We start from the raw sequence: 24,970 nt of genomic DNA, 5'->3' as shown, positions 1-24,970 counted from the left end.
CCCTCCCGGCTTCGTGATTTCTGTCTGTTTGATCACCCTTCTCCCGAATAAGAGGAAAAATGCCCACTAATGCCCCAGTCTACGCCCTTGTTTGCGTTTTAGAGGGAAATCCTACCTCTAATCCAGGCCAAATCGCTGTTTTCGGGTAATGTCCCTCCCATTAAACGGAGCTTTTCCCTCTAAACTGGGCTCACAGCCCGATTTATCCGGATTAAAGGGCATTTTCCCCTTTATTTTCCGATGCGGTTTGCGGTTTTCGGTTTGCGGTATTCGGTTTTCGGTTTGCGGTATTCGGTTTTCGGTTTGCGGTTTACGCTATGCGTTATGCGTTATGCGGTATGCAGTTGCCGCAATGGGTCTTTCCTCGCACTTACTGCTACGTTGAAGATACCTCTATCGAAGTCTCTCGTGGAGGAGCAATCTCGCTATCTTCCTTTCGGTAAATCCGAGATCATATACTCTCCTATACTTTAAAAAATGTGCCGGCTCCAGCCTTTGCTCTTAGCCAAAGCTTCAATATAATAGTAATCGCCGTAAATCAGCGATACGTTGATGTTGCTGTTAACCGGCTTATGTCCGGTTGCTCCAAGCAGGATGCCTTCATACTCCGGCTGGTCGAGCGTACTGTAGTTGTTCGACAGCGAACGCATGATGCGCGTGGCCGCACGCTGGTATAAAGCGGCTTCCTCGGGCGTAACCTGCGCCGCGATGTCGATCAAGCCGGATGCCGCGCAGCTCGCCGCCGAGGTGTCGCGCGGCTCCTCCGTCAAGTCGGTCGCCGCGCGGAAATCCCAATGCGGCACATCGTCTTCCGCCAGCCCGCTGATAAAGTAATGAGCCACCCGCTTCGCCGCGTTTAAGTAACGCGCTTCGCCCGTATAGCGATAAGCGCAACTCATCCCATAGAGCGCCCAAGCTTGGCCTCTCGACCAGGACGATTGCGGCGCGAACCCCTGTCCGCCGTCATAACGCTCCACTTCGCCCGTCTCCGGATCAAAAATAACGATATGATGCACCGAGCTGTCGTCGCGGATGAACGTGCGCAGCACCATATCCGCATGGGCGACCGCAATATGCTTGAAACGCGGATCGCCGCTTTCTTCGCTCGCCCAGAACAGCAGCGGCAGATTCATCATCGAGTCGATGATCGACCAACCTGTCTGGTTGCGAGGCCAAGCTCGAATGAACTGTCCGGCTGGGTTGTACCGACCCGCCAGATAGTTGGCGGCGAACAGTCCGCGCCGCCGCGCGTCCGGGTCGCCGGTAAGCTTGTAGCGGATAACCGAAGTCGGCAGGAACTGAAAGCCGACATCGTGGTGAAAATGGTTGTCGCGCAAGTAACATTGCTCCATGCGTTCGTCCCAAGGCTCCGCCGCCTCCCGATAACGGGGATCGCCGGTCATATCATACAGAATCCACAGCATGCCCGGCCAAAAGCCCGAAATCCATTGATCCACTTTGATCTGGTCATATTTGCCCGCTGCCGAAACATGCGGCGCCTCTGTCCAGCCCGCTTCGATCATATGATCGACTTTAATCCTCGCTTTTTCCCACCATGCCGACAGCTCGGACTGTTGCAGCTTCGCTTTTTCATTGCTCATCCCCGAAGTCCACTCCTTCTCTGCTAACCTTTAATGGCACCGATCAAGGCGCCTTTTACGAAATACTTTTGCAAAAACGGATATACCAGAAAAACCGGAAGCGTCGCTACCATAATCGTGGCGTATTTCAACGTCTCGCCCAATATGATGATCTCATCCTGGGACGCTCCCTCCGCCATCGAGTTCGCTTCGCCGATAATTAAAATTTCACGCAGGATCAACTGCAATGGATACAGCGACCGATCCTGAAGGAAGATCATGGCGTTAAACCAGGAGTTCCAGTGGCTTACCCCGTAATACAGGCCTACCACGGCAAGCACCGGCTTGCAAAGCGGCAGGAAGATGCGGAACAGAATGCCAAAGTCGTTGGCGCCGTCGATCTTGGCCGATTCCTCCAGCGCATCCGGCACCGCCTCGAACGATGTCCGCATAATAATGAGGTTAAACGCGCTTATTGCGGTAGGCAGGATCAGCGCCCATAACGTGTCCGTAATGCCCAGTCCTCTGACAAGCAAGTAGAACGGAATCAAGCCGCCGCTGAAAAACATGGTGAACACGATAAACAATGTAAGCGGCTTGCGATATTGCAACGTTTTTCTGGACAAGGCGTAAGCGGCAAAGGATGTGAGCAGCAAATTGAGAGCCACGCCTATAATGACAATAAATAACGTGTTGCGGTAGCCAAGCAGGATCATCGGATTGCTGAATACCGCCGCGTATGTCTCAAACGAAAAGCCCAACGGCTTCCATAAAATGCCTTTATGCGCCATCATCAGCGCCGGTTCGCTAAATGATGCAAATGCCACGTAAAGAATCGGGTACATTGTTGCAATCATGAGCGTGGACAAAAACAGCGTATTGCAAACCCGGAATATATGTTCACCCAAGCTTACTCGCATGCGAACCCTCCTCTACCACAGACCCGTATTGTTCAACTTCCGGCTTATCCAGTTGGAGCCGATAACAAGCGCGAAGTTAATCACGGAGTTGAACAATCCGACAGCGGAGCTGAAACTGAATTGAAAATCTTGAAGCCCGATCCGGTACACATACGAGGAAATGACATCCGCTGTCACATAAGTGGTCGGGTTGTACAGCAGAATCACTTTCTCGAAGCCAACGCTCATAATCCTTCCAATGTCCAGGATGAGCAATATAACGAAGACGGGCAGCAGCCCAGGCAGAGTAACATGAAGCATCTGCTTCCAGCGTCCACCCCCGTCGATCTTGCAAGCTTCATATTGCTCTTGATCGATCGCAGACAGCGCGGCCAAATAAATAATGGTCCCCCAGCCTACATGCTGCCATATATTCGACGAAACGAAGATCGTCCGGAAATAGGACGGCTCCAGCAACATCGTAACCCGCTCGCCTCCGAAAAATGCGATAATATCGTTGATGACGCCGTCACTGCTCGTGAAATCCTTGATCATGCCGGCAATAATGACAAGCGAAATAAAATGCGGCAAATAAGTGATCGTCTGGACCGAACGTTTGAACAGCGCATTTTTGACCTCATTAAGCAACAAGGCAAGAATAAGCGGTGCGGGAAAACCGAAAACGAGATCATAAAAGCTAATCATCAGAGTGTTTTTAAACACCCGCCAAAAATACATTCCGCCAAAAAAGTCTTTGAAATGCTCCAGTCCCGCCCACGCGCTGCCCCCAATTCCTAGCCGGGGATTAAAATCCTTGAACGCGATAATCGCGCCGTACATCGGAAAATATTGAAAAATAATGAAATAAGCCAAAACAGGAGAAAGCATAATGTATAAATATTTGTTTTTGACGATATCTTTCGCGATATTAAGCGGCAGACTCCCGGCATGCGCGACTTTGCCCCGTCCCAGCTTCAACTGAGCCATCTCCTACTCCTCCTGTCTGCATGCAGCATCATCGGCAGGGGATGGGCTGCACCATTCCCCTGCCCCCGCGACGGCCTGGAGCCTGCCGCGAGACGATGCATGGAGTTATCTGTTGTTGTAGCGATCCAAGGCACCTTGATAGATGTCGATTACATCGCGAATACCCATATCCTCAAGCTGCTTCACGAAGCTGTCGAACTTGTCGATCGGCTCGTTGCCCATAATAAATTTGATAAACATTTCTTCAAGATAGGTGTTGATTGCCGTCATCGACTGCGCTACCTTCTTGCTCTCATCTACGGTAGGCGTTATGAACGCGGGCAAAATATGTTTCGCCGCATCGGTCTCCGACCAAATTTTGACCGCCTCATCCTGTTGCGGGAACGTATTGGTCGATTTTTGCTCATGCATCGGGAACGGACCGTTCGGAATCGTATATTGCGCCAGCATCTGCTGCGACGTGTACTTGTCGTTTTTCACGATCATATCGGTAAATTTCGGAACGCCGTTATCCATCGTGTAGCTTTCGCCTTCGACGCCGAAGTTGTAAGTCAAGGTTCCTTGCTCGCTAAATGCGTAATCCAGCCATTTTACGATTGTTTCCAGGTTTTTCGCCGATGTCGTCACTGCCGCGCTTGCTTTCGGGTTATATTTGAAATCGCGCTGTCCGGTAAACGGTTTTTCGCCTGCGTTTAATACCGGATAAGGAGCCGCTACCAGATCAAATGTCGGATTTTGGGCTTTGCCGGACTCCAGCCATTTGCCCATGCCGCCGCCCAGCAGGTAGACAGTCGCGCCGGACTCGCCGTTAAGAAGCCGCTTATCCAGCGTGTTGCGTTCGATGATCGGGAAGTCTTTGTCGATCAGGCCTTCGGAATACCACTTGCGGAACAACGTGATAACATCCTTGTATTGCGGATCAAGCGGGCCGTATTTCACTTTGCCCTCGTCGTCGATGTAGAAGCCGTGCGATGTTTTGTATGCGCCAAAAAACGCGTCCTGCAAGTTCATTTTGCCCGCATATTGCGCTGTCAGTGGCGCTACGGCGCCTTTTTTCTCTTTGAACGCCGTCAGTACCGTATGCCAATCGTCTACCGTTACTGGCAATTGCAGCCCCAGCTCATCCAGCCAGTCTTTGCGCAGCATAGGTCCGCGGAAGACTACGCCTTCCGAGTTGCGCACCATCGGGAAAGCATAATATTGGCCGCTGTCGGTTTTCACCATCTTATCCAGCTCCGGATCGGCTTCCAGCATCTTCTTCAGGTTAGGCGCATATTGGTCGATCAAATCGTTAAGCGGTACGATAACCCCGTCTGCTATCGCCTTCTCCGGTCCGCCCGGATAGATGCTCCAGTCGTACTCCAGCACATCCGGCAGCTTGGTGGAAGCCAGCAACAAATTAAACTGCTCTTCCGCTTGCCCGTCGGTCGGGTGGATGTAGGTTACTTTCACGCCGGTTGCTTTCGCGATTTCCTTGCCGATTGGCGCTTCCGCAAGATTCGTTGCAAATGTAATCAGGTTGCCGTTGATTGGAGCCCAGTAGGAGAAAGTATCTTTGGTATCCATCGGATAAACCGGTTTATCCTCTCCCTCGTTGCCTTTGCTGTCGCCATTGCCTTCCGTATTGCTGACGGCGCTTTGGGTCGGCTCCGCCTTGTCCTTGTTGCCGCTCCCCCCATTACCAGAGCATGCGGTTAACAACAATGAAAGTACCATTGTGATCCCCAGTATGAGCTGCCACTTGCGCTTCTTGCTGTCTCGATTATTTGCCATTGTGCCCCTCCGTTCTATTCGCCCTCGAATTTGTTGGTGTGAATCCGCTATCATCGTAACGCCAATTCAGTGTCGCAAGCCATTGTCAAAACCTAAAATATACGGCAATTCCTCAAAAATGAGGGTAGCAAAAGCGCGAGTTTACCGCTTTTTCATAAAATATAAGTTCAAAAAGTTCGCTTTTCAGCACCGAGAAGATTGGATGAAGGTAGAAACTGAGGAGCGGAGCGTAGCAGCGCTACGTGAGCACCTGCAATGTTTCCGAAGGAAACATACTTCGTAAGCATTTGCTTAGTTTCGCCTGAATTCAATATTCGATGTCGAGTACGCTTCTTGGCCTGCTTCGTGATGGAAAGCGGACTTTTTGAACTACCTATTAAAATGAAAGTTCAAAAAGTTCGCTTTTCAGCACCGAGAAGATTGGAGGCAGGTAGAAACTGAGGAGCGGAGCGTAGTGGAAGCTACGTGAGCACCGGAAGTTTCGCCTGCATTCAATATTCGATGTCGAGTACGCTTCTTGGCATACTTCGTGATCAAAAGCGAACTTTTTGAACCACCTATTGAAAAGGAAAGCCCGGGGGCTACTTGACTTCCCTGTAGCGCCCGGGCGTTATCCCTTCAAATTTTTTGAATATGCGGTGGAAAGTATTCACATCGTTGTAACCGACCATCAGCGATATTTCGCTGACCGTATATTTCTCGCCGGTAAGCAGCAGCTTGGCTTGCGCCAGACGCGTCTTGTTAATATAGTCGAGCAGAGATTCGCCGGCATGTTCCTTGAACAGCTTGGAAATATACGACGGGGTCATGGAAAAAGCTTCCCCGATCATCGATATGTTAAGGTTCTCGTCATGGTAATAATCGTTGACGTATTTCATGACCTTATCAATCAGCGGATTGCTGCTGTATTCGCGGTTATTGTTAACGTAGCCGCAAAGAAGCTCCAGCATATCGTAAAGCTGGTCCCGCATCTCCCCTACCGTCTGGCATTGCATCAGACGTTCGATGGCGCGCACGCCGTCCGGCACATCGGGCTTGCCCGCGATGCGGATTTCGCCGATTATTTTTTGCAGCGTAGCCATCAGGTCGAACATCAGACATTTGGCCGTATGAAAAGAAAAGGGCTCCGTCGTCACATTTTTTTGAATGATCTCCTGGGCTAACGCTTTCGCCTTATCGAGCTGGCCCTCGCGCACGATAGCTATCAATTGCTGCTCAGCCTTGAGCGGATAGAAATAGCCGCCTGGAGCGGTCCCTTGGCTGTCGCCGCCGTTTAAGTCCCCATAATGAATAATGCCCCCGCTGCCCGCAACAATACGGTATTCCATCGCCTCGACCGCTTCCTGGAACGCCTGGAAAATGCCATCTTCGCCTTCCTGCTGCGCGCTGATGGCAGCGGTCAGTTGCACATGGGCATGATCGGAAATAAACGACATGGTTTCTTCCGCGATGCGTCCGAGCTCCGCCCGCTGCTCCTCCGTCGATGCAAGCTGATGGTTGACGATGCAAGCGAGCAGCTCCTGGTCCAGCTCTACCGCGTAGGCATGGGCGGACTTGCGCGCGACCTCCTCGACCACGTTGGCGATCAGGAAGTGCAGCAACCGCTTGTTGCGCACCTGCTCCTCATCTTCCCGATGGAACTTGCCGAAATGCTCGATGCGCAGCAAGATGACGGAAAAGCCATCCTGCTGAAAGCGCAGGTCATAGGCGGAGAACGATTCGTGCAGCGGGATATGGCTGTCGAGCTGCCCTTTCAGCAGTCGCTGCAAGAAATGCGACCTGAGCGTATTGTTATGCTGGTTCAGCTTGTAATGAAGCTCTTCCTTCTCATGGTAGGTGCTGCTCAGCGCCTGCTCCAAGAACGAATACTCATTGGAGCCGCGATCGAAGGTAACGCCCGCCTTGAACGACAAGCTCTGGATCAGCGCATGGATCGGCAGGTAGTTCCGTTTGAGCAGCAAATACGTCACGCCCCCGCCAACAACGAGGCACAGCAGGATGCTGGCGATCGTCAATTGCTCCACCACGTTCATCTTCTGATGGTATACGGCTGCCGGCAGCGTCATCACATATTTCCATCCCGTAATGGATGAGGTTGTGTAGGAAGCGACAAGCCGGCCATCGGCAGTTTGGAACTCCAGTTGCCCCGATTCCTCCGGCATATCGCCGTATTCCACAGCAGGCTCCGCCAGCGGATCGCCCGTAGACGCAATGACCCGATCGTCCTCATCCAAAATAAGGATGGTGCCTTCGTCTGGCGCCGACGCTTGCTCCAGCAGCTTGCTCCGGTCGATCATGAACAGCAGGACCGCGCCCGGCTGATTGATAACGTTGGACATCACATTTTGGGCATACATAACCGTAGGCCTCCACTCATTCTCTTCGGAAACGACGACCGTGTGGTAGCCTTTAATGTACCATTGATCAAAAAATTCCCGGAATGACTGGAACGGCATATGCTCTTCGAAGCGGATATGGTCGTACAACGTTTCGCTGTTCATACGGTTGTTGCGGGCGATGACCGTATCGCTGCTTTTGTAGTAAATATAAATGCCTTCCAGAAAATCGTTGGCAATTTCGTATACGCGCAAATCATTGGCGATCTGGTATATTTCGTAATGATCCGAATCGGACAGGTCGGCATCGGCCGAAATGAATGCCGCAATCCGCCTGTTGAGGCTCACCTCGAGGCTCAGACTCTCGATTCCCTTGAACTGGTTATCTATAGCTTGCTCCATTTGCAGAAGGATGGATTGGTTGGCACGATTAATTTCGGCCTTTACAACGCTCAGCGTCGCGCCGTATATAACGCCGCTGATCAAAATGGGCACGAGCAGCACCGAGACGTAGGAAAGCATCCAGGTCAGGATTACGCTGCGATTTTTGTGCCGGAGCTGTTTCAGATAGTTTGTCCAACGGTTTCGGGTCTTGGCCACAGGCTCTGCCTCCCATAAGATGTAGTTCAAAAAGTCCACTTTTGATTGCGATGTATGTCAGGTAACGTATGGTACTGAAAGCCGAACTTTTTAAACACCCATTTTAATCAGAGTCGGGGCCGACGTCCGTTCTTGTCAGAATGGCCGGACGGCGAATAGCCTCGGCATCCGCTTTCTGATTGTTGATACAAACCGCCGGAGACGGCCGGTATTCGTAGATGGCCGGCTGATCCTTGCCGCATACAAGGTTGTAAGCGACAACGCATTGCTCCGGCGCATACGGAATCCGCTTCCCGAGCGTAATGCCATGCCGACAATTGACAATCGTATTATGGGTCACATGGGCGCGATAGACGCGCCAATGTTTTCTCAATTCCTCTTGCGTCGGCGACTCGGGATAACCGTCCGGCCCCCCATCGTAGTTGCCGCCGTCGATAAGCAGCGCATCCAACGTCAAGTTTTCCATATAATTATCGAACAGGTGATGGTCGTTGCCGTAAATGCGAAACCCGCCCATCTCCTCCTTTACGCCATCACCGATAAACACATTATGATGAAAGCGGTTTCCATGACCGTGACGCGCAGTCACCTGGCCGGCGGAGTTAAGAAATGTATTGTACCGAATTGTATTATAACAGCTTTTTACCGAAATAATCTCGGGTTCTCCGTCGCATTCTTCAAACAAGTTGTGTTGAATGGTAATATAGCCGTTCGATAAAGAGATGCCGGACAAGCCGAGCCGGATCGCTTCGAGCCCATTGACGACGCGCGGGCTTATATGATGGAAATAATTATATTCGATGACGTCATGCCGCGATATTTGTTCCCCGTCGCCATCAAAAATGACGAGCGGTCCAGGGTCGGCCTTCGGCCCGAACTCGTTGCGTTCGATCCGGTTCCAGCCGCTGCCGCTCCCCACTACAGACAGCAAGCTGTACTCCGCCCCAACCTGTCGCGGCTGGAATCTGTTCCGCGCAATTCTCACATGCCGCGAACCGTCCAAAATGATGGATTCTCGCCGCTCGACCTGCAAATGCAGACCCCATATCTCTACGTAGGCAGAGTTCAAAATGTGTATACTAGATTCGCCAACTATCGACGCTTTTCCTTTGTTTTCTGCGCGGATACTTAGTATGGCGGTGTCAGATCCCGCTTTGCCTTCAATGATATAGTCTTCATTCCGATCGTAAACGCCGTCTGCCAACAAGATCGTGGAACCAGGCTCTGCCCGGCCAATGGCTGCCGCCAACTCGTCGCTATTCGAAACCCGATAAATAGAAGTCATCTTCCCACCTGCTCCCTAAAGAATAGGCGGATATGTTCCCGCAGCCTTCGCAGGACCATATCCGCAACTTTGCAACACCTATTATGAAAGATAAGTCACCTATACCATAGTGTGAAAAAATGAAGCAATCATAAAAATGTAAACTGGAGCGCTCTTTTTACCCGAAAAAGAAATACGCGACTCGCATATCGTCTTCCTTCAACTGCATTTTTTGTGCCGCTTCGAGCAGAGGCGTGCGGTCGTAGACAAGACTTTTCATCGCTATTTCGCCATCGGTTATCGTAAAGTAATGCGCTTCTTTGGACGCATCGTCGCGACGACGGTAAGACACGCTCCCCGGATTCAGCCACAGACTGGTGTCGCTCAAATAATGAATGCATCTGCGATGCGTATGTCCGAAAATAATGCGGCGATCTCCGGCGGCTTCGGTCGTCCCGCCGTTGCGTTCCGCCCAGAAGGCGTCGTACTTGGGCAAGCTGTCGATCGTCAAGTAGTTATCGTACAAATGCTGCATCGTGTAGCTATAGCCGTCCATCTCGAATGTCCGGCAGACCGGCATGCTTTCGAGAAAGGAAATTTCCGCTTCGCCGAGCAGTCTTGCATTGTAATGCGCCCACTTGATCGAATCCTCCGCCACATCATGACCGCCGTTGCCGTTTCGGTACAGATCGATAATAGTGTCGTCGTGGTTGCCGCGAACGCAAATCACATCGTTTTTGTGCACCCATTCGATAACTTCCCGCGGGAAAGGCCCGTAGTCTACGAGATCTCCCGCGCAATAAATCAGATCGCAGTCTTGTTCCGCCTTTCGGATTGCTTCGAGCGTATAAACGTTGCTGTGGATATCCGAAATAATTAATGCTTTCACGATTGATTCAACTCCCATAATTCCAACATTCTCAGCACTACCGTCACCGCTTCTGCCCGCGTAGCTGTACCGCTTGGCACAAAAAGGTTCGGCTTCCGTCCATCAATGATTCCCGCTGCAGATGCCAGGGATACGGCTTCTCTTGCCCAGTCGGGGATATCTGCGCTATCCGCGAAGCTCCGCGGAGCGGTCCCGTCGTCCTCCAGCGGATAAGCCCTTAGCAGCATGGCAACCATCTCGGCTCGATTAATGGCGCGATTAGGCTGCAATGTGCCGTCATTGTATCCTTGCAGAATGCCTGCATGCAGCGCCGCCCCAAGCTCGCCGGCAGCCCATGTCGGAACATCCGCCCCGTCGGCAAACGGCAAGTCCGTCAACGCGGCATCCAGCTTTAGCGACCGCGCCAGCATAATGGCAAATTGCATGCGGGTGAGCGGCATGTCGGGTCGGAAGCTGCCATCCGGGTAACCGCTCACGATGCCCTGCTCGACCGCTTGGGCAATGTTTTCCCGGCCCCAGTGATTTCCGGTGTCCGGGAAATCCGATGGACGAGGCGGCTCCGGCGTCTGACCTGGCTTTGGCGACTCGCTCGGCGCCGGCGTTGCCGTCGGCGATGGAGCCGGACTTGCCGACGGGGTTGGCGTCGGAAGCGGATACCAGCCTCCTCCCCCGCTTGCAACGGGACGTTTGACAGCGATCGTATACGATTTGCTTCTGCCGGATGGCATCGTCACTTCGACCAGAATGTGGCTTCCATCCGAAGCAATCGCCAGCGCCTCGCTCGCCTGGCCGCTCGCAACTGTGCGGCGCTGCCCGCCATCCACGCTGACCTCGATCAATGAGCCGTCGCTGAGCGCTGTCGGCACAAGGGTCACACTGCTTATCGAAGAAGGCGCCGTTATCGAATAAAATCTCACATCTTGTGCGAAACCGCCCAGCAGTTCTTCGCTTCCGGACTTCAGTTGCATTGCGCTCAGTCCCGGAGCGCCTTCGCCATCGGGCGGATTCGTCCCGATCCCGGCATTCGGGCCGACATCGGCTGTCGTCAGCGGCCGCCTGCTTACGGGTGCTCCCGGATTGTATTCATCCGCTCCAACATCGGTGCCGCCGACACGCGGCTGCCCGTCCATATCCTCGGACGCAACATAGGGCGGCTTGGCCGCATCGACAGCCGGACTGATGGCTGACAGCCGGATCATACGGTCTGCGCTGCGCACCAGCTTCAATTCCTTTTTCTCAAACCCGCCCGCTATCGCATTATTATTTGCCGGAATTGCAATTCCTTCAATTAAATTGCCGGCATAGACCGTTCGTTCGCTCGGCGGGGCGCTCTGCACGGGACCTGTCTCATTAAAGATCGTGCCCGAATTGCTGAATATGAGATTGTTGTACACCTTCGTTGCGACCGGCTGATACGTTCTGCCGCCCAGACTGATCGCTGTCGTATTGTTGCCGACATTGACAATCGTATTGTTGAATATTTGTACGTTGTACTGCCGCCAGTGGCCGCGCAGCAGCTCCGTCCTTGTCTCCGCCGGAAGGCTGTTTAGCTCGGCCGTCTGCTCCGGCGATCCCCAGCGCACCGTCGGGTTCGTGCTGCCGTCCGGGCCCGCGTCATGCGTGCCGCCATCGAGGCGGATAACGCGGTCGGTCAACCCTTCCATGTAGTTGTTGTAAATTTTGTGATCATTGCCGTAAATGCGGAATCCGCTTAATCCCGGAGTCTCGCCATCGCCAATCAGATAATTCCCGTAGAAGCTGTTGCGATGTCCGTGCCGGGCAACGATGCCGCCGTAAGAATTGCGGATCGTATTGTAACGAATAATGTTGTCGCTGCTTTTGACGGAAATGATTTCATCTTCGCCGTTAAGACCGTCGAACAAATTATATTGAATCGTCACGAAGCCGGACGAAAGCGACAAGCTGGACAGCCCAAGGCGGATTGCCTCCAGACCGTTGCTGACGCGCGGTCCGATGCCGTGGAATCGATTGTATTCGATGACGTCGTATTGCGAAATATTTTGCCCGGAATGGCCTGCGCCGTCGTAAATGACTACCGCGCCGAAGCCCTTCTTGGGTCCGATGTCATTGTAGGACAAGCGGTTATGGCTGCTCTCGCCCTCAACCCGGATGTAATGGCGATGAGTGCCGTTAGCCGTCAGCAGAGACGGGTCGTCATACGGAGTCGGCCCTTCGTAGGCGTCTCCGCCCGTGCTGTCCAGCCCGCCGGTCCTGCAACTTCCCGGAACGTCGATCAAGCAGGTTACGGTCCCGACGAGCGGAGCGGTGAAGCTGTACGGTTGTCCGGTTTCGTTAAGAGCGAAGCTGTTGCGCATGATCGAGATATGGCTTGCGCTTTGCAGTTGCACGCCCGGATGGACGCCTGTCAGCGTACGGTGCTCAAGGCCGCGATCTACCAGCGTTTCGTTGCTTCCCTCCGCGCCGATTCCGTTGCGGAAGGCGAAGCCGGTCACTTCCACATAAGCGGAATTTTCAATATGGAAATAGCTGTTGCCGGATATGATGGCCTTTCCTTGCTCTGCTGCCGTAATCCGGATCGGATAAGCCGGCGGGGCTGTCTTATTAAGAATGACGAACGGCCCATTCTGCTCATACGTGCCGTTCTGAACCTCGATAATCGTGCCTGGCGCAACAGTATCAAGCGCCTGCTGCAATTGCTCCGCCGAACTTACCTGTACCGTTGTCAGCGCGGGCGGCGGCAGATCATCCTCATCCACATCGCCCGCGGACGGCGGCTTCCCCGGTCCTTGCGGCTCCTCGATAACTGGCGCCTCGCCGATAAACAGCTGCGCTTCCATCAAGCTGTTCCAGTTGCCGGAACTTCCGCTTGCGCTATTGCCGTAACCGACGAGCCGCCAATAACGCGCTTCGATCGGACTCGCGATAACATAAGGCTGCAGCACGGAATCTTCCGCCTTCAAAGCCCGGCCGCTTCGTTTCGGCAGCGCCACGACATGGCTCTCGAATGAGGCATCGTTGGATGCCAATACCTCGAAGCTGGACAGCCGTTCCCTTGCGTTAAGGAACGCCAGATTCATATAAGTCATGCGCTGCTTCTCCCCAAGATCGAACTGAAGCCACTGCCCTTGTCCCGAAGCCGACCAGCGGCTCTCCATGTCTGCCGCATCCTCGCCCCAGACGCCGTCCACCACATTGGCCGGAACATAATGGGTGCCCGGCTGTGACGAACTGGCTGTAACAGAGCCCGCATGCAACCCGATTTGCCCATTCCCGTCAATCGGCAGTCGGCGAATAATAGTTAGACTGTAAGCATTGCGCACCGGGCCGTTCTCTTCGTCTTTTAATTCTATGCTCAATCGGTTCACCCCGGGCAAAAGCGGAATGCTGTCTCCCGCAGACAGCGGCACACGCTCCGACTCATAGTTGCTCATATAAATTTCGATACGGGTAGCCGGCGAGGCGACCGGTGAGTCGCCCAGAAGTGCATCCGGCGTGGCGGCAGGCAATTGCGCTTCCAGAGCGACGCTCTCCGTCGTTGCAGGTACAAGCGCCTCATAACCGTCCGTCTTGCTCGGATCGAACGGCGTATTCAGCACAACGGCCTGATTCCCGTCCTTAACGGTCAATCCGGATAGTTGAAGCTGCGGCATCTGTTCGGCAAACGTAAAGTAACTGCCGTTCGCCAACGTCGCTTCCCCCGCATAATAGGACTCGCCGCGAAGCGTTACTTCCGTCAGAGGAATTTCCGTCGCATGGGTCCAGTCGTCGCTCGAAGCGCTCGTCAGCAGCAAACCTCCGAGTGGCATGGCATTGCGGGGAATCGCGATCCGCACATGGCCGACCTCCCCTGTATTCTGCGCTTTCCATGTGCGGCTGAGGCGCATATGGCCGGAGCCGTAAGGCATCGGATCAGCCGTTTGGCCATCGTCGCCCCATAGCAGATACTGCTTGTCCGCGAGCGTTTCCCCTTCCGGGGTGCCGATCAATACCTGCACAGCGTTCGCTCCGCCAGCGCCGCTGCGGCTCTGCCGTTGATCCAGAGCGCCGATCTCATCACGTCCGATACCCGCTATGTTGTGACTATAACCCGTATGAGAAGCGGAGTCCCATACAGTCTGCGGCGCCGATCCGGCGCTTAAGTAATCTCCCGCTGGCAGAGTCAAGCCGTATTTGATCGCCAGATACGTCTCGACTTGGCGTTTTTGCGCATCCGTAAGCGCTTCCGTAAAGACGATAAACTCACCCATGTAGCCGTTAAAGCCCGAGCCGTTCGATGCGGCCGCGCCGAGCGACATAGCGCCGCCGGAGCCGACGAACGGACGCAGAGGCGTATTCGATTGGCCGATTGTCACGCCGTCACGGGCAACAGACTGGTAGACGGAGCCGTTGACGTCCGAATTGGCATTGTGATGCAGTCCCCATATATTATATTGGGACAAAAACACCTGATCGCCCGCTGTTAACCGCTGATGCGAGCTGTCTGTCATTCTGCTGCCGGAATCCCACAGAACAGACCCCAAGGTTGCGCTTGTCGAACCGTTTTTATGCGGAATATGCGCGCCGAATCCCCCTCGCGACAAGACTTGATTGAAAATCAGCGAGTTGTCGATCGCTCCCAAACCTCCGGTTACCGTATAGACGCTTGCGCCGTCAATCTCTTCCCCGTCCGCAAACAAGCCGTCCGCATCCTGAAGGATGCTGCCTGATCCCGAACGAATAAATTTCACTGCCGGCTGATTGTTCAAATCGCGATGTTCAGGCACGTAGCTTGGCTTGGTACGGCTGCTAATCGCCTCAATACTGCCGTCATTTACGAGATCGTGAGCGTTGCCGCTGCTGTCCTTCCATACCGTTACATCGTTGCCGACACGTGTTACCCTGCCCGGGTCAGCCTCCAGCCACAGTCGGAGCGCGGCTGCGTCTACTCCTCCCGGCGTTCCTGCCTGAGGTTCAGCCTGAGTCGTATCCGCCGGCAACGCGGCGACAGATCCGACAGCCAGCATCGCCGCCAGCATAATATGTACAGCTTTTCTGGATGTGCGGCCTCGGCCTGCTGCTTTCGTTCCGAACAACTTGGTTAAAGTCAATTTTACTCCCCCTCGTCTCCCGGCGCGGACCCGCTCCGGCATTTCGGATTTAAGAGTTCTCCCATTTATCGAGCAAACTCTCCCTCTTTTATATACAAAGATGGATACTGGATAAATCGTCAAAAGCTGAAACCGCCCTCAAAAGTCCCGATTTCGATCTGCAATTTCCGAAATGGACATCAAATCCTAAAACGACAGCTTCCCCGATGCGTTTTCCCGCCGCAACCTCTCCGCCTTGCGTTCCGTCTATAATGGAAGAAGATGCAAGGAGGTTTAACCGATGAGAAGAAATAGAAAAAGGGACTCGGCGTGGATGATAGTCGGGTTATCCGCCTTACTGTTGCTTAGCGGGTGCGGAGGCGCCAAAAGCCCAAACGGTCTGAATCAAACCAATAAACCGAGTAACAGCAATAGCTCGTATGAAGTGTCTAACGAGGACTCCGGCATTGAACAGGCAGCCTATACGATAGACGACTATGATGCGGCGGTAGCGAAAGCCCAGCTTGCCTTCGCCTTCGACCTGTACGATGAAGTCCGCAAGGCAGACACGTACGCGGGAAGCAATGACTTCCTCTCTCCCGCAAGCATTGCTACCGCACTGGCGATGACCCTCAATGGGGCGGGCGGGGACACGCTCAACGCGATGAACCAGGTTTTGCATCTGGAAGGCATGGATGCCGAGGCACGCAACCGCGGCTATGAAGTCCTGCTGGATCTGCTCTCCCATAGCGGGGAAGAAATCAAGCTCTCCGTTGCCAACTCGCTCTGGGCAAAAGAAGACTTGAGCTTTAATAAAGAATTCATCCAGACGAACAAGGACCATTTTAATGCAGAGATGGAGTCGCTCGACTTTCAGGATGCGCAATCGGCGGATAAGATCAACAAATGGGTGCGTGAGCAAACTGCTGGCAAGATAAACGAAATAATCAAAGCGCCGATTAAGGAAAACGCCATCCTTTTCCTGCTCAATACCATCTATTTCAAAGCCAACTGGGCAAGCTCGTTCAGTGAGGACCTTACGGAAGCCCGCCCGTTTACGAATGCCGATGGATCGCTGCAGGAAGTGCCGATGATGCTCAAAGACGGCAAGCTGAGCCATCTCAGTGGAGAAGGCTTCCAAGCTGTCCGTATTCCTTATAATGGCGGAAACATGAGCATGATTGTTTTTCTCCCGGATGAGGACAACAACCTTGACGCCTTCCTGGATGGTTTGTCTGCAGCACAGTGGAAGAAGTGGCTGGACCAATTCAAGCCTGCTATAGGCCAGCTGCGGCTGCCGCGATTCAAGATGGAATACGAAATCACCTTGAATGATACCTTGAAGGCACTGGGAATGGAGACGGCATTTGATCCGAATCGGGCAGATTTCTCGCCGATGATCTCGCACGACAACAATGTTTACATCGGAGAAGTCAAACACAAGACCTTCATTGAAGTGAATGAACAAGGCACGGAGGCTGGAGCGGTGACAAGTATCGGCATGGAAGTGACGTCCGCCCCCTCCAATACGTTCGAGATGGAAGTCGACCGTCCTTTCTTCCTCGCCATCCACGATGAGCGTACAGATGCGATATTGTTTATGGGGACAGTGCGGCAGATGGATTGATCTCGTTCCAACCCAGCCCGTCCAGTCCTGCAATCGACTCATGTCGGATGCCAAGCTTCTCTTGGAAGGTATAATAGGAAGGGACTGTCCCAAAAGTGTTCGAATGATAAGGGAACGTTCCGTTTTATACGTGAAAGGACCTCAAATTCCACTGTAAAGTGGGATGAGGTCCTTCTTGAAAAGATCCGACTTAACTTGAGGCTAAAAAACACAAATTGGCTTTTGGGACAGCCCCACGGGTGGACACAATTACCGCCCTGCCGTCTCCACAACAGGCAGGCTGATTTCGAATAGGCTCCCTGCTCCCAGCCGACTGCTTACAGAGATCGTGCCCCCATGAACCTCTATGATTTTTTTGCATATAAAGAGGCCCAGTCCCGATCCTCCATACTTGCTGGAGCGAGATTTGTCCCCACGGTAAAAGCGATCGAAAATATGGGGCAGATCCTCCTCCGCTATGCCGCTTCCATTGTCCCCCACCCGGATACGGACAAACGAAGCTTCCATTTCAGCAGAGATTGTGATGCTAGATTCGCCGGCACCGGCATACTTTAATGCATTGCCCAACAAATTATCGAAAACCTGGGCAATTCGGACACGATCTGCTCGAACCGGCAATGCCGGAAATGGCCGGTGAACGATCAGCTCAGCGTTGAGATCCATAAATTCCAGCTCGAAGGGCCGGATCAAATCCTCCAGCAGCTCCTGGCTGTTCTCCAGCTCAGCCTGCATGATCAGATGCCCGGACTCCAGCTGCGTAATCTGAAACAGCTCCTCGATCAGGCTGTCCAGCTTTACGGTCTTGTTTTTGATGATGGCCAAATACCTCTCATACTTTGCTTTGTCATGGACGATACCATCCTGCAAACCTTCCACATAACCTTTGATGGAGCTGAGCGGCGTTCGCAAATCATGGGAAATGGTTGTAATAAGCTCCTTGCGCGCCTGCTCGGAAAAGCGCTGCTGTTCCAGAGACTCCTGCAGCTTCGATCTCATCACCTCGAAGGCCTCACTAAAGCGGCCCATTTCATTGTTCCCACGGTAAGCAACCCGGAACTCATAGTCCCCCCGCACAATGTTATCCGCGGCGGTACTCAATTCCTTTAAGGGCACCAGGATGTCTCGCGAAATGATTTTTGCCAGCATGACCGAAATACCCACAAGGATGAGGATCAGAGCCGTAATCCCTATCATTATATTCGTATACATAACATTGCCCGCTCCAGAGTTCCCGGAATCCATCGATCCGACTAATCCCAAAATGAGAATGGGCACGACGGCAACGATGACCAGGGAGGATATCAGCTTAAACCGCAGACCTGTTCTCATCGCCCGCTCCCATCCAGCTTATAGCCGATCCCCCACACCGTCTTCAGGTAGACAGGATTGGCCGGATCCGCTTCAATCTTCTCTCGAATCTTCTTGATATGTACGGTAATTGTATTCATATCGCCGTACTGATCGTAGCCCCACACGTCTGCGAAGATCTGCTCGCGGGTGAACACCTGATTGGGATGGCGCGCCAAAAATCGCAGCACCTCAAACTCCTTGGCGGAGAAATGTACCGGCGAGTTGCGGACGGTCACCTCATAAGCCCTTAGATGGATAACCAGATCCCTGCAGACGATAACATCCGTGGGCTCCGGCGGACGCGAGAGCTGATTGCTCCTTCTTAACTGTGCCTTTACCCTGGCTACCACCTCGCTGGGGCTAAAGGGCTTAACCACATAATCGTCCGCTCCCAGACCGAGGCCTACTATTTTATCTGAATCTGTTTTTTTTGCGCTCAGGATGATAATAGGAATCTGTGATTCGGCACGGATCATTCGGCAGAGTTCCATCCCGTCCAACTTGGGAAGCATAATGTCCAATATGGCCAAATGGGGGGACAACTGTCTAAATAAACGGAGAGCCTGCTCACCATCTTCACACAGCACCACCTCGAATTGTTCTGCCTCCAAGTAATCCTTCATCAGATCGGCAATTTCCCGCTCATCTTCTACAATCATAATTTTGGCGCCTTGCATACGAACGACTCCTTTGGTTGATGCACTCCCCTTTATCATAAAAGATGGTGATGTGGATGTAAAACGGATCAGATTATCACTCGATTCCAACTACCATAATGAGCAACATTAATGCAGCAATGACAATAAGGCCTATATACATCAAACGTTTGATCAAAACGATCACCTCCCGAAATCCCGTTATCGAAAGTCACTTAATTTCTTTTTTATTGAAAGCAAACATTCCCAACAGCACAAAGACAGCCGCCGTCAAGCATGCTGCAAGGACTGACAGCAAAACTTGTTCACCGGCGATCCGGTATTCCATCATCTGCAGAAACAGCTTGAATACAGAATGGTCATAGACCGTTCTATAAACCGGAATAAGTCCTGCCAATGATTCGGAGATTTGATCAAAAAAAAGAAAAAACAGCAATGCAGCCCCGACCGTCACCCCGGCTTCCGTAGAACAGATCGCCAGTACAGCGACAAGCGCAGTGAATGCTGTGGCAAACAATGCAGTTAAAGCCAATGTTCTCCCTATATAAACAGCAGCGGTGATTTCCGTTAAGCTGCCGAAGCCATTAACGACGCTCCCGATCGCCATCGATATTAACGGACAAAGAAGAGACAAGGCCACAGCACCCAACATAAAAGCGGCCAGCTTCGCCAAATAAATCCGAGTACGCGAGTAGCCGGTTGAGCAGACGACCTTCATGACACCGGAAGCATACTCCTTGGAGATAAAAAAGCCTGCCAGAATACCTAAAGATATTTTTAATAAGATCTGATTGGCCTGCACTCCGACAACAAAGGATTGAATGCCGGTCATTGGCGGTTTTCCGGAATTGCTCCCGACAAAGTAGAACATCGCATATAACATAATCGGAGCAAAAATCATGACCATCAGCAAGGCTTGGTACAGCGGATCATGGCGCAGCTTGTACAATTCGGAGCGGATAAGATTAATCATGGCTGTTTCCTCCGATCTTCTGGATGAAATAACGCTCCAACTCTTCGCTCACAGGCATAAATTGCTCAATCTCCAACCCGGAACCTGCCAGCAAGGAAGAAATCGCGCCCGGCCGCTCAGTGGATTCGTATAATCGAATGGATCCGTCGGGCATTCTATTGATCTTTGCCGGCGCCTGATCCATTAAAACCTCTACAGCCCGATCCGAATCATCGACCTTGATATGAAGGTATTGGCGGCATTTCTCATTCAACTCCCCCGCAGTCAATTGCTCCAGCAGCTTCCCTTGATGAATGATGCCGTAATGGGTAGCCAACAGATGGAGCTCGCTGAGAATGTGGCTGGAGATCAGGATGGTCAAGCCGGTATCCCGGTTAAGCCTGGTCAGGAGCTGCCTTAATTCCATCACGCCAACAGGATCCAGGCCATTTGTCGGTTCATCGAGAATAAGAAATTCCGGGTCTCCAAGCAATGCAATAGCCAGGCCGAGTCGCTGCTTCATGCCCAGTGAGAATTCCTTGACCGGCTTGCTGCCCGTACGGTCCAGGCCAACAATGTTCAACAGTTTATCGAGGCTTGCTCTATCGGAAATGCCCTTCTGAAGCCGGCGGACCTCCATGTTCCCTCTCGCTGTCAGATGAGTTAGCAGCGCGGGACTTTCAATCGTGACCCCCATGCGCTTGCGCGCCTGAACAATGCCGCTTGCGGAACTTTGCTCAAACAGCTCGAAGCTGCCGGAGCTGGGGAAGGCCAAGCCCGAAATAATTCGCATCAGTGTGGATTTGCCCGCACCATTCTGTCCGATAAATCCATAGATGCTGCCTTTACGGATCGACAGCTCCACTTGTGCCAGCGCAGTATGTTTCGGATATTGTTTGGTCAACTGCCGGGTTTGCAGAACATATTCTTCCACGTTGCAGAAATCCCCCCTTATTGTTGTGGCCACAGGCTGTCTATGACTTTTCTAATCATAAACTGCAGTTGTGAATAGCCGGCTTTCAATCAATAAACAAAGTGTTGGGAAATGATTAACTTTTAATAAACAATGGGGAGAAGAAATACGAAGCATACTTTTTTACCTCATTCGGGGCTCGACCCGACTATGGGGCAAACGAAGCATACGTTTATACCTCATTAGGCGCTCAACCCAACTAGTGAAAACGAAGCATACGTTTATACCTCATCGATCGGGGCTTCTTTGTTCCCCCTCCCTATTCGATGCTCGAAGTTTGTTTCAAACAAAAAACGAACAAAAGCGTCGTTGAGATCTGTTCGCTCCTTCAACTAAGCCCCACGTTAAGTCTGATTTTCGAACAAAATCACCTGAAGGTAATTCAAAAACTCAAAGCGCCCAGTCACTCAGCGCCTATCGGACATAAATGACGCTATTGTTCGATTTTTTAGGTTTTCGAAAATCTATCGGACATACACGACCTTATTGGCAGCATCCTTGCGAAAATTGGCTCCCTAACAACCAAATAGCGTTGTTCCTGTCCTTTAGATTGAGGAGAAGTCGAAAATCGGACAAATAACGTCGCTGGTGTCTGTTAGATTTTTTAACCTTTTGTGCCGCCGGCAGATGCGAATGTGCATGAAATGTCGAGTACAATGGTGCTGTAGAGGCGCAACTGATGCGATTGTGTATGAAATTTCGAGTTCAATGCTGCTATTGGGGCGTAACTGATGCGAATGTGTATGAAATTTCGAGTACAATGCTGCTAGTGGGGCGCAACTGATACGATTGTGTATGAAATTTCGAGTACAATGGTGCTGTAGAGTCGCAACTGGTGCGAATGTGTATGATATTTCGAGTACAATGGTGCACCCCTTTGAGTTGCATCATTTCCTAATATAACGAAGGACCTCATCCCCCACTTTACAGTGGAATTCGAGGTCCTTTCTTGCAAACCTAATGACTTACATTTTCTCGAACCGAAGCAGAATCACGCTATGAGCGGATACGTGAAGCCCGTTTTCGACGGATACAGCGTCGCGCGTAACGGGAACGACCTGCTCCGGAGCCTCCGGCGTATTGGAAGCGTGAATATTAGGATGATGCAGCGACCATACGGTCGCGACGCTCTCGAATCCTTCCGGAATGCCCAGCGCAAGCTCGAAGCTCTCCTCCAGATGACGGTTCACGATCGCCACGCGCAGGCTACCATCTTCCCCGATGGCTCCAACGGCGTCGATATAAGGCGAGGAGACAGGTTGATGCTTCCGCTCCAGCTCTGCGCTGTATTCCGGATTGCTCACTTGCGGCACCGGCGTCAGACGCGACGGAGATTGTACATCGACGCTCACGCTATCGCCTACCATCCACTCCCGATATTGCTTGAACAGATGATATAAAGGCGTCTTAATGACGGCGTCCTCCGTCACGTTCATAATGCCGTTTCCGTTGACGAGGAACACGTAGTTCGCCATGCCCACATGCGGGCTAAGCCGGATCATCGCATGAAAGATTCCCGCCGCGAATATCGAATCTTGAAGATTGCGGGGGCTGTTGCGATTGAGCGAATAACCTTCCTGGCCCGACGGATTCTCTTCGTAATGGCGAATGTTCCATTCGTCCAAGGAAAGACGAATCGGGTGTTCAGGCTTCTTGTGCATCTTGCTTAACGTCGTTTCCAGCGTGCTGATCATCTTGCGCAGCTGGTTCTCGAAGTACACCGGCGTAAAGGCAATCGGATAATATTCGTTCGAGCTCTCCCGGTCGATGGAGCAGCCATAAATATGAATCGTCAAATAGCTCAGATATTTGCCTGCGGCTTCGATGACCTTCCGGTCCCACTCCTCGTCGTTCCCTTCGTAGGACCCTACGCCCAGCAACTGCAGCTGTTGATCGTACTTCTTGGTGAACTGCGCCCAGTTGGCCAGCTTGGCCGCATATTCATCAGCGCCGAGATTACCTGCCTCCCAGTCCCCCCATGTTTCGTTGCCAATGCCCCAGAGCTTGACGCCATAAGGCTCCTCGCGCCCGTTTTCCTTGCGCCACAGTGCATCCGCCGTTTCGGTGCCGTTGCAGTAGTCCATCCAGCGCAAAGCGTCGACCAACGTACCTGTTCCCAGATTTACGTTTACATAGGGATCGGCGCCGACTTGCTCGCACCAGCTCAGAAATTCGTCCGTTCCGAACCGGTTCGACTCCAAGCCGCCCCAGTGCCAATTCGGACGAACCGGCCGCTGCCCGCTAGGGCCGACGCCGTCCTTCCAGTCGTACAGGTCGACATAACATCCTCCCGGCCATCGGATGACCGGAACGCCCAGTTCCCGGGCTGCCTCGATGACGTCCTGCCGCAAACCCTGATTATCCGACTTGGGCGAGTCTCCGTCCCATACGGACGGGTACATGCAATTGCCGAGATGTTCGAAGTATTGACCGTATATATAGGGGTTGATCTCCCCTATCCGTTCATGCATGTTCACCGTAACGCTAGCCTTCATCTAACTGTCCTCCCTTTGGCCGCCGCTTATCTTCACGAATGGATTATGGTGGCTCGCCGTGCTGCCAGATCCCTCCGTCTTCGTCAGGCGCAAGCCGCCGTCGACCCGGTCCTCCACGCCTTCGGCCCCGAGCAGGTATTGGCCTTGTTCGATCAGCAAGCTTCGAACATCCGCCACTGGAACTTCCCGAGTGTTAAGCCTCCGGCTAACAGCCAGAGCCGCCGCGGTTCCGGCCCCTTGCCCAATGCCCATTGCCGTCGCCATGACGCGAACCGAACCAAACGCGTTATGCGTCGCCGAGATGCAGCGCCCGGCTACGAGCAAATTATCGACTCCTTGGGGAAGCAAACTGCTGTAAGGAATTTCGTAGACCGCCTTGCCCGAACCGGTAAACACCTGCTGCTCTCCTTCCGGCGGGTGAATGTCGATGGCGAACGTGCCGCATGCAATGCCATCCTCGAACGCCCGGCTGTTCAGCACGTCTTCCTCGGTCATCGTGTAATCCCCGACGATATGCCGCGTTTCGCGAACGCCGACCTGCACGCCTGTATCGAGCACGTAGGCGTCCTCGAATCCGCCGATGTTCCGTTTCATGAATTCGGTCACAGCCCACGCCTGATGCCTCGTTTCGATCTCTGCCCTCGTCAGGTCCATGACATTGGTGCCGTCGATGCCTTGAAGGCGGGTGCAGTTCACTGCAAATTGACCTTCTCGCGGAAGCTCGTACATCAGAATCCGCGGCGCGGCATCTTTCGGATACTCCCCGCGTTCGACCGCCGCTTGAATAATTTCCTTCATCCCGAGAAACGCCAGCGCGCTTTGCGCGTCTATCTCTTCGTCGCTTGGCGAATCTTTGAGCAGCTGCCGGTTGTCTTTCATCCAGGCTTTTAACCGGCCAACATCGACGCCGGCCACCCGGTAGAACAGCGTTACCGGCTGCATCGCCCCGTCCGACTCCCGTCCTTTGACAAAAGGAGCGCCGATTCTCGCGGCGACGTCGGCGTCCGCCGAGCAGTCGATTACCGTTTTTGCCCGAATCGCCTGCCGTCCCGATTTGCTTTCGACGATAACGCTGATGATCCTGCCGTCTTCCGCGTAGGCGTCGGCGAACGTGGTATGCAGCATCAGTTCGACGCCGGCCTCCTTCAGCATTTCGAACAGCACGAGCTTCATGCCTTCCGGATCGAACGGAGACATCGAAGCATTATCAAACGTCAAATCCGTGACATGGCCCAGAGAGGCCGTCTTCTTAACCAGCCGTTCAACCAGTTCGCCGGCTACGCCCCGGATAACTTGATTGCCGTTAACGTCATGGAACGTAAACATCGGATTGACCATTGCTACCGTCAGATTGCCGCCGACGAATCCGTACCGCTCAAGCAGCAATACCTTTGCTCCGTTGCGGGCGGCGGCTACCGCGGCGCCGATTCCCGCGGGGCCTCCCCCCACGACGAGCACATCAGGTTCCGCCGTTACGGGAATGCGCCGGGCCGTTTCTTCAATATAATTCATTTTCATGCCGCTCCTTCCAAGTGCAACGT

At 53.0% G+C, this 24,970-nt stretch carries 15 protein-coding genes; 1 reads left to right on the top strand and 14 read right to left on the bottom strand.

The features are described 5' to 3' along the window. Positions 1-470: 470 nt before the first annotated feature. The 8 genes from KJW29_RS00980 to KJW29_RS00945 form a co-directional block, all read right to left on the bottom strand. Positions 471-1,601: a glycoside hydrolase family 88 protein gene (locus KJW29_RS00980; protein ID WP_214628408.1), complete on the bottom strand. Its 1,131-nt coding sequence runs from the start codon at positions 1,599-1,601 to the stop codon at positions 471-473. Positions 1,602-1,624: 23 nt separating this feature from the next. After that, the gene (locus KJW29_RS00975; protein WP_087570038.1) at positions 1,625-2,500 is read right to left on the bottom strand and encodes a carbohydrate ABC transporter permease; all 876 of its coding nucleotides are present in this window, start codon (positions 2,498-2,500) and stop codon (positions 1,625-1,627) included. A gap of 12 nt (positions 2,501-2,512) precedes the next feature. After that, positions 2,513-3,466, bottom strand: a complete 954-nt coding sequence (locus KJW29_RS00970; protein WP_087570037.1) for an ABC transporter permease — start codon at positions 3,464-3,466, stop codon at positions 2,513-2,515. A 105-nt stretch (positions 3,467-3,571) separates the two neighbouring features. Continuing rightward, positions 3,572-5,239, bottom strand: a complete 1,668-nt coding sequence (locus KJW29_RS00965) for a type 2 periplasmic-binding domain-containing protein (protein ID WP_246608529.1) — start codon at positions 5,237-5,239, stop codon at positions 3,572-3,574. Positions 5,240-5,820: 581 nt separating this feature from the next. Further along, the gene (locus tag KJW29_RS00960) at positions 5,821-8,175 is read right to left on the bottom strand and encodes an AraC family transcriptional regulator (protein ID WP_214628407.1); all 2,355 of its coding nucleotides are present in this window, start codon (positions 8,173-8,175) and stop codon (positions 5,821-5,823) included. Positions 8,176-8,278: 103 nt separating this feature from the next. Continuing rightward, the gene (locus tag KJW29_RS00955) at positions 8,279-9,460 is read right to left on the bottom strand and encodes a polysaccharide lyase 6 family protein (RefSeq protein WP_214628406.1); all 1,182 of its coding nucleotides are present in this window, start codon (positions 9,458-9,460) and stop codon (positions 8,279-8,281) included. Positions 9,461-9,617: 157 nt separating this feature from the next. Beyond that, the gene (locus tag KJW29_RS00950; protein WP_214628405.1) at positions 9,618-10,328 is read right to left on the bottom strand and encodes a metallophosphoesterase family protein; all 711 of its coding nucleotides are present in this window, start codon (positions 10,326-10,328) and stop codon (positions 9,618-9,620) included. Then, positions 10,325-15,397 carry a DUF8202 domain-containing protein gene (locus tag KJW29_RS00945; protein WP_214628404.1) on the bottom strand — a complete coding sequence of 1,691 codons (5,073 nt, stop codon included), beginning with the start codon at positions 15,395-15,397 and terminating at the stop codon, positions 10,325-10,327. Before KJW29_RS00945 ends, KJW29_RS00950 begins: the two co-directional genes overlap by 4 nt. 280 nt (positions 15,398-15,677) lie before the next feature. Between KJW29_RS00945 and KJW29_RS00940 the strand changes: the two genes are divergently transcribed. Continuing rightward, positions 15,678-17,003: a serpin family protein gene (locus KJW29_RS00940; protein WP_214628403.1), complete on the top strand. Its 1,326-nt coding sequence runs from the start codon at positions 15,678-15,680 to the stop codon at positions 17,001-17,003. Between the two features lie 249 nt (positions 17,004-17,252). Here the strand turns inward: KJW29_RS00940 and KJW29_RS00935 are convergent, their stop codons facing one another. The 6 genes from KJW29_RS00935 to KJW29_RS00910 all read right to left on the bottom strand — a co-directional run bounded on the left by KJW29_RS00935 (position 17,253) and on the right by KJW29_RS00910 (position 24,941). Next, entirely contained in the window at positions 17,253-18,332 is a 1,080-nt protein-coding gene (locus KJW29_RS00935) for a sensor histidine kinase (RefSeq protein WP_214628402.1), read from the bottom strand. Then, complete coding sequence (locus tag KJW29_RS00930) at positions 18,329-19,030, bottom strand: response regulator transcription factor (protein WP_214628401.1); 702 nt, start codon at positions 19,028-19,030, stop codon at positions 18,329-18,331. The genes KJW29_RS00935 and KJW29_RS00930 overlap by 4 nt, the downstream gene beginning before the upstream one ends. A 190-nt stretch (positions 19,031-19,220) precedes the next feature. Beyond that, positions 19,221-19,982, bottom strand: coding sequence for an ABC transporter permease (locus tag KJW29_RS00925; RefSeq protein WP_214628400.1), 762 nt, complete (start codon positions 19,980-19,982; stop codon positions 19,221-19,223). Further along, entirely contained in the window at positions 19,975-20,895 is a 921-nt protein-coding gene (locus KJW29_RS00920; protein WP_214628399.1) for an ATP-binding cassette domain-containing protein, read from the bottom strand. The genes KJW29_RS00925 and KJW29_RS00920 overlap by 8 nt, the downstream gene beginning before the upstream one ends. Positions 20,896-21,899: 1,004 nt before the next feature. After that, entirely contained in the window at positions 21,900-23,429 is a 1,530-nt protein-coding gene (locus KJW29_RS00915; protein ID WP_214628398.1) for an alpha-L-arabinofuranosidase C-terminal domain-containing protein, read from the bottom strand. After that, positions 23,430-24,941, bottom strand: coding sequence for an FAD-dependent oxidoreductase (locus KJW29_RS00910; RefSeq protein ID WP_214628397.1), 1,512 nt, complete (start codon positions 24,939-24,941; stop codon positions 23,430-23,432). It abuts the gene before it with no gap. Positions 24,942-24,970 lie beyond the last annotated feature (29 nt).

The organism is Paenibacillus agaridevorans (genome assembly GCF_018604145.1).
Classification (GTDB): domain Bacteria; phylum Bacillota; class Bacilli; order Paenibacillales; family Paenibacillaceae; genus Pristimantibacillus; species Pristimantibacillus agaridevorans.
Note: the sequence above shows the minus strand (reverse complement) of the source record. Positions and strands in the feature narration are given on the sequence as shown.

Bases quoted from the DNA above. Each gene is read 5' to 3' on its own strand.
- KJW29_RS00980 (WP_214628408.1), bottom strand. From the start codon at position 1,601: ATGAGCAATGAAAAAGCGAAGCTGCAACAGTCCGAGCTGTCGGCATGG.
- KJW29_RS00975 (WP_087570038.1), bottom strand. From the start codon at position 2,500: ATGCGAGTAAGCTTGGGTGAACATATATTCCGGGTTTGCAATACGCTG.
- KJW29_RS00970 (WP_087570037.1), bottom strand. From the start codon at position 3,466: ATGGCTCAGTTGAAGCTGGGACGGGGCAAAGTCGCGCATGCCGGGAGT.
- KJW29_RS00965 (WP_246608529.1), bottom strand. From the start codon at position 5,239: ATGGCAAATAATCGAGACAGCAAGAAGCGCAAGTGGCAGCTCATACTG.
- KJW29_RS00955 (WP_214628406.1), bottom strand. From the start codon at position 9,460: ATGACTTCTATTTATCGGGTTTCGAATAGCGACGAGTTGGCGGCAGCC.
- KJW29_RS00940 (WP_214628403.1), top strand. From the start codon at position 15,678: ATGAGAAGAAATAGAAAAAGGGACTCGGCGTGGATGATAGTCGGGTTA.
- KJW29_RS00935 (WP_214628402.1), bottom strand. From the start codon at position 18,332: ATGAGAACAGGTCTGCGGTTTAAGCTGATATCCTCCCTGGTCATCGTT.
- KJW29_RS00930 (WP_214628401.1), bottom strand. From the start codon at position 19,030: ATGCAAGGCGCCAAAATTATGATTGTAGAAGATGAGCGGGAAATTGCC.
- KJW29_RS00925 (WP_214628400.1), bottom strand. From the start codon at position 19,982: ATGATTAATCTTATCCGCTCCGAATTGTACAAGCTGCGCCATGATCCG.
- KJW29_RS00915 (WP_214628398.1), bottom strand. From the start codon at position 23,429: ATGAAGGCTAGCGTTACGGTGAACATGCATGAACGGATAGGGGAGATC.
- KJW29_RS00910 (WP_214628397.1), bottom strand. From the start codon at position 24,941: ATGAATTATATTGAAGAAACGGCCCGGCGCATTCCCGTAACGGCGGAA.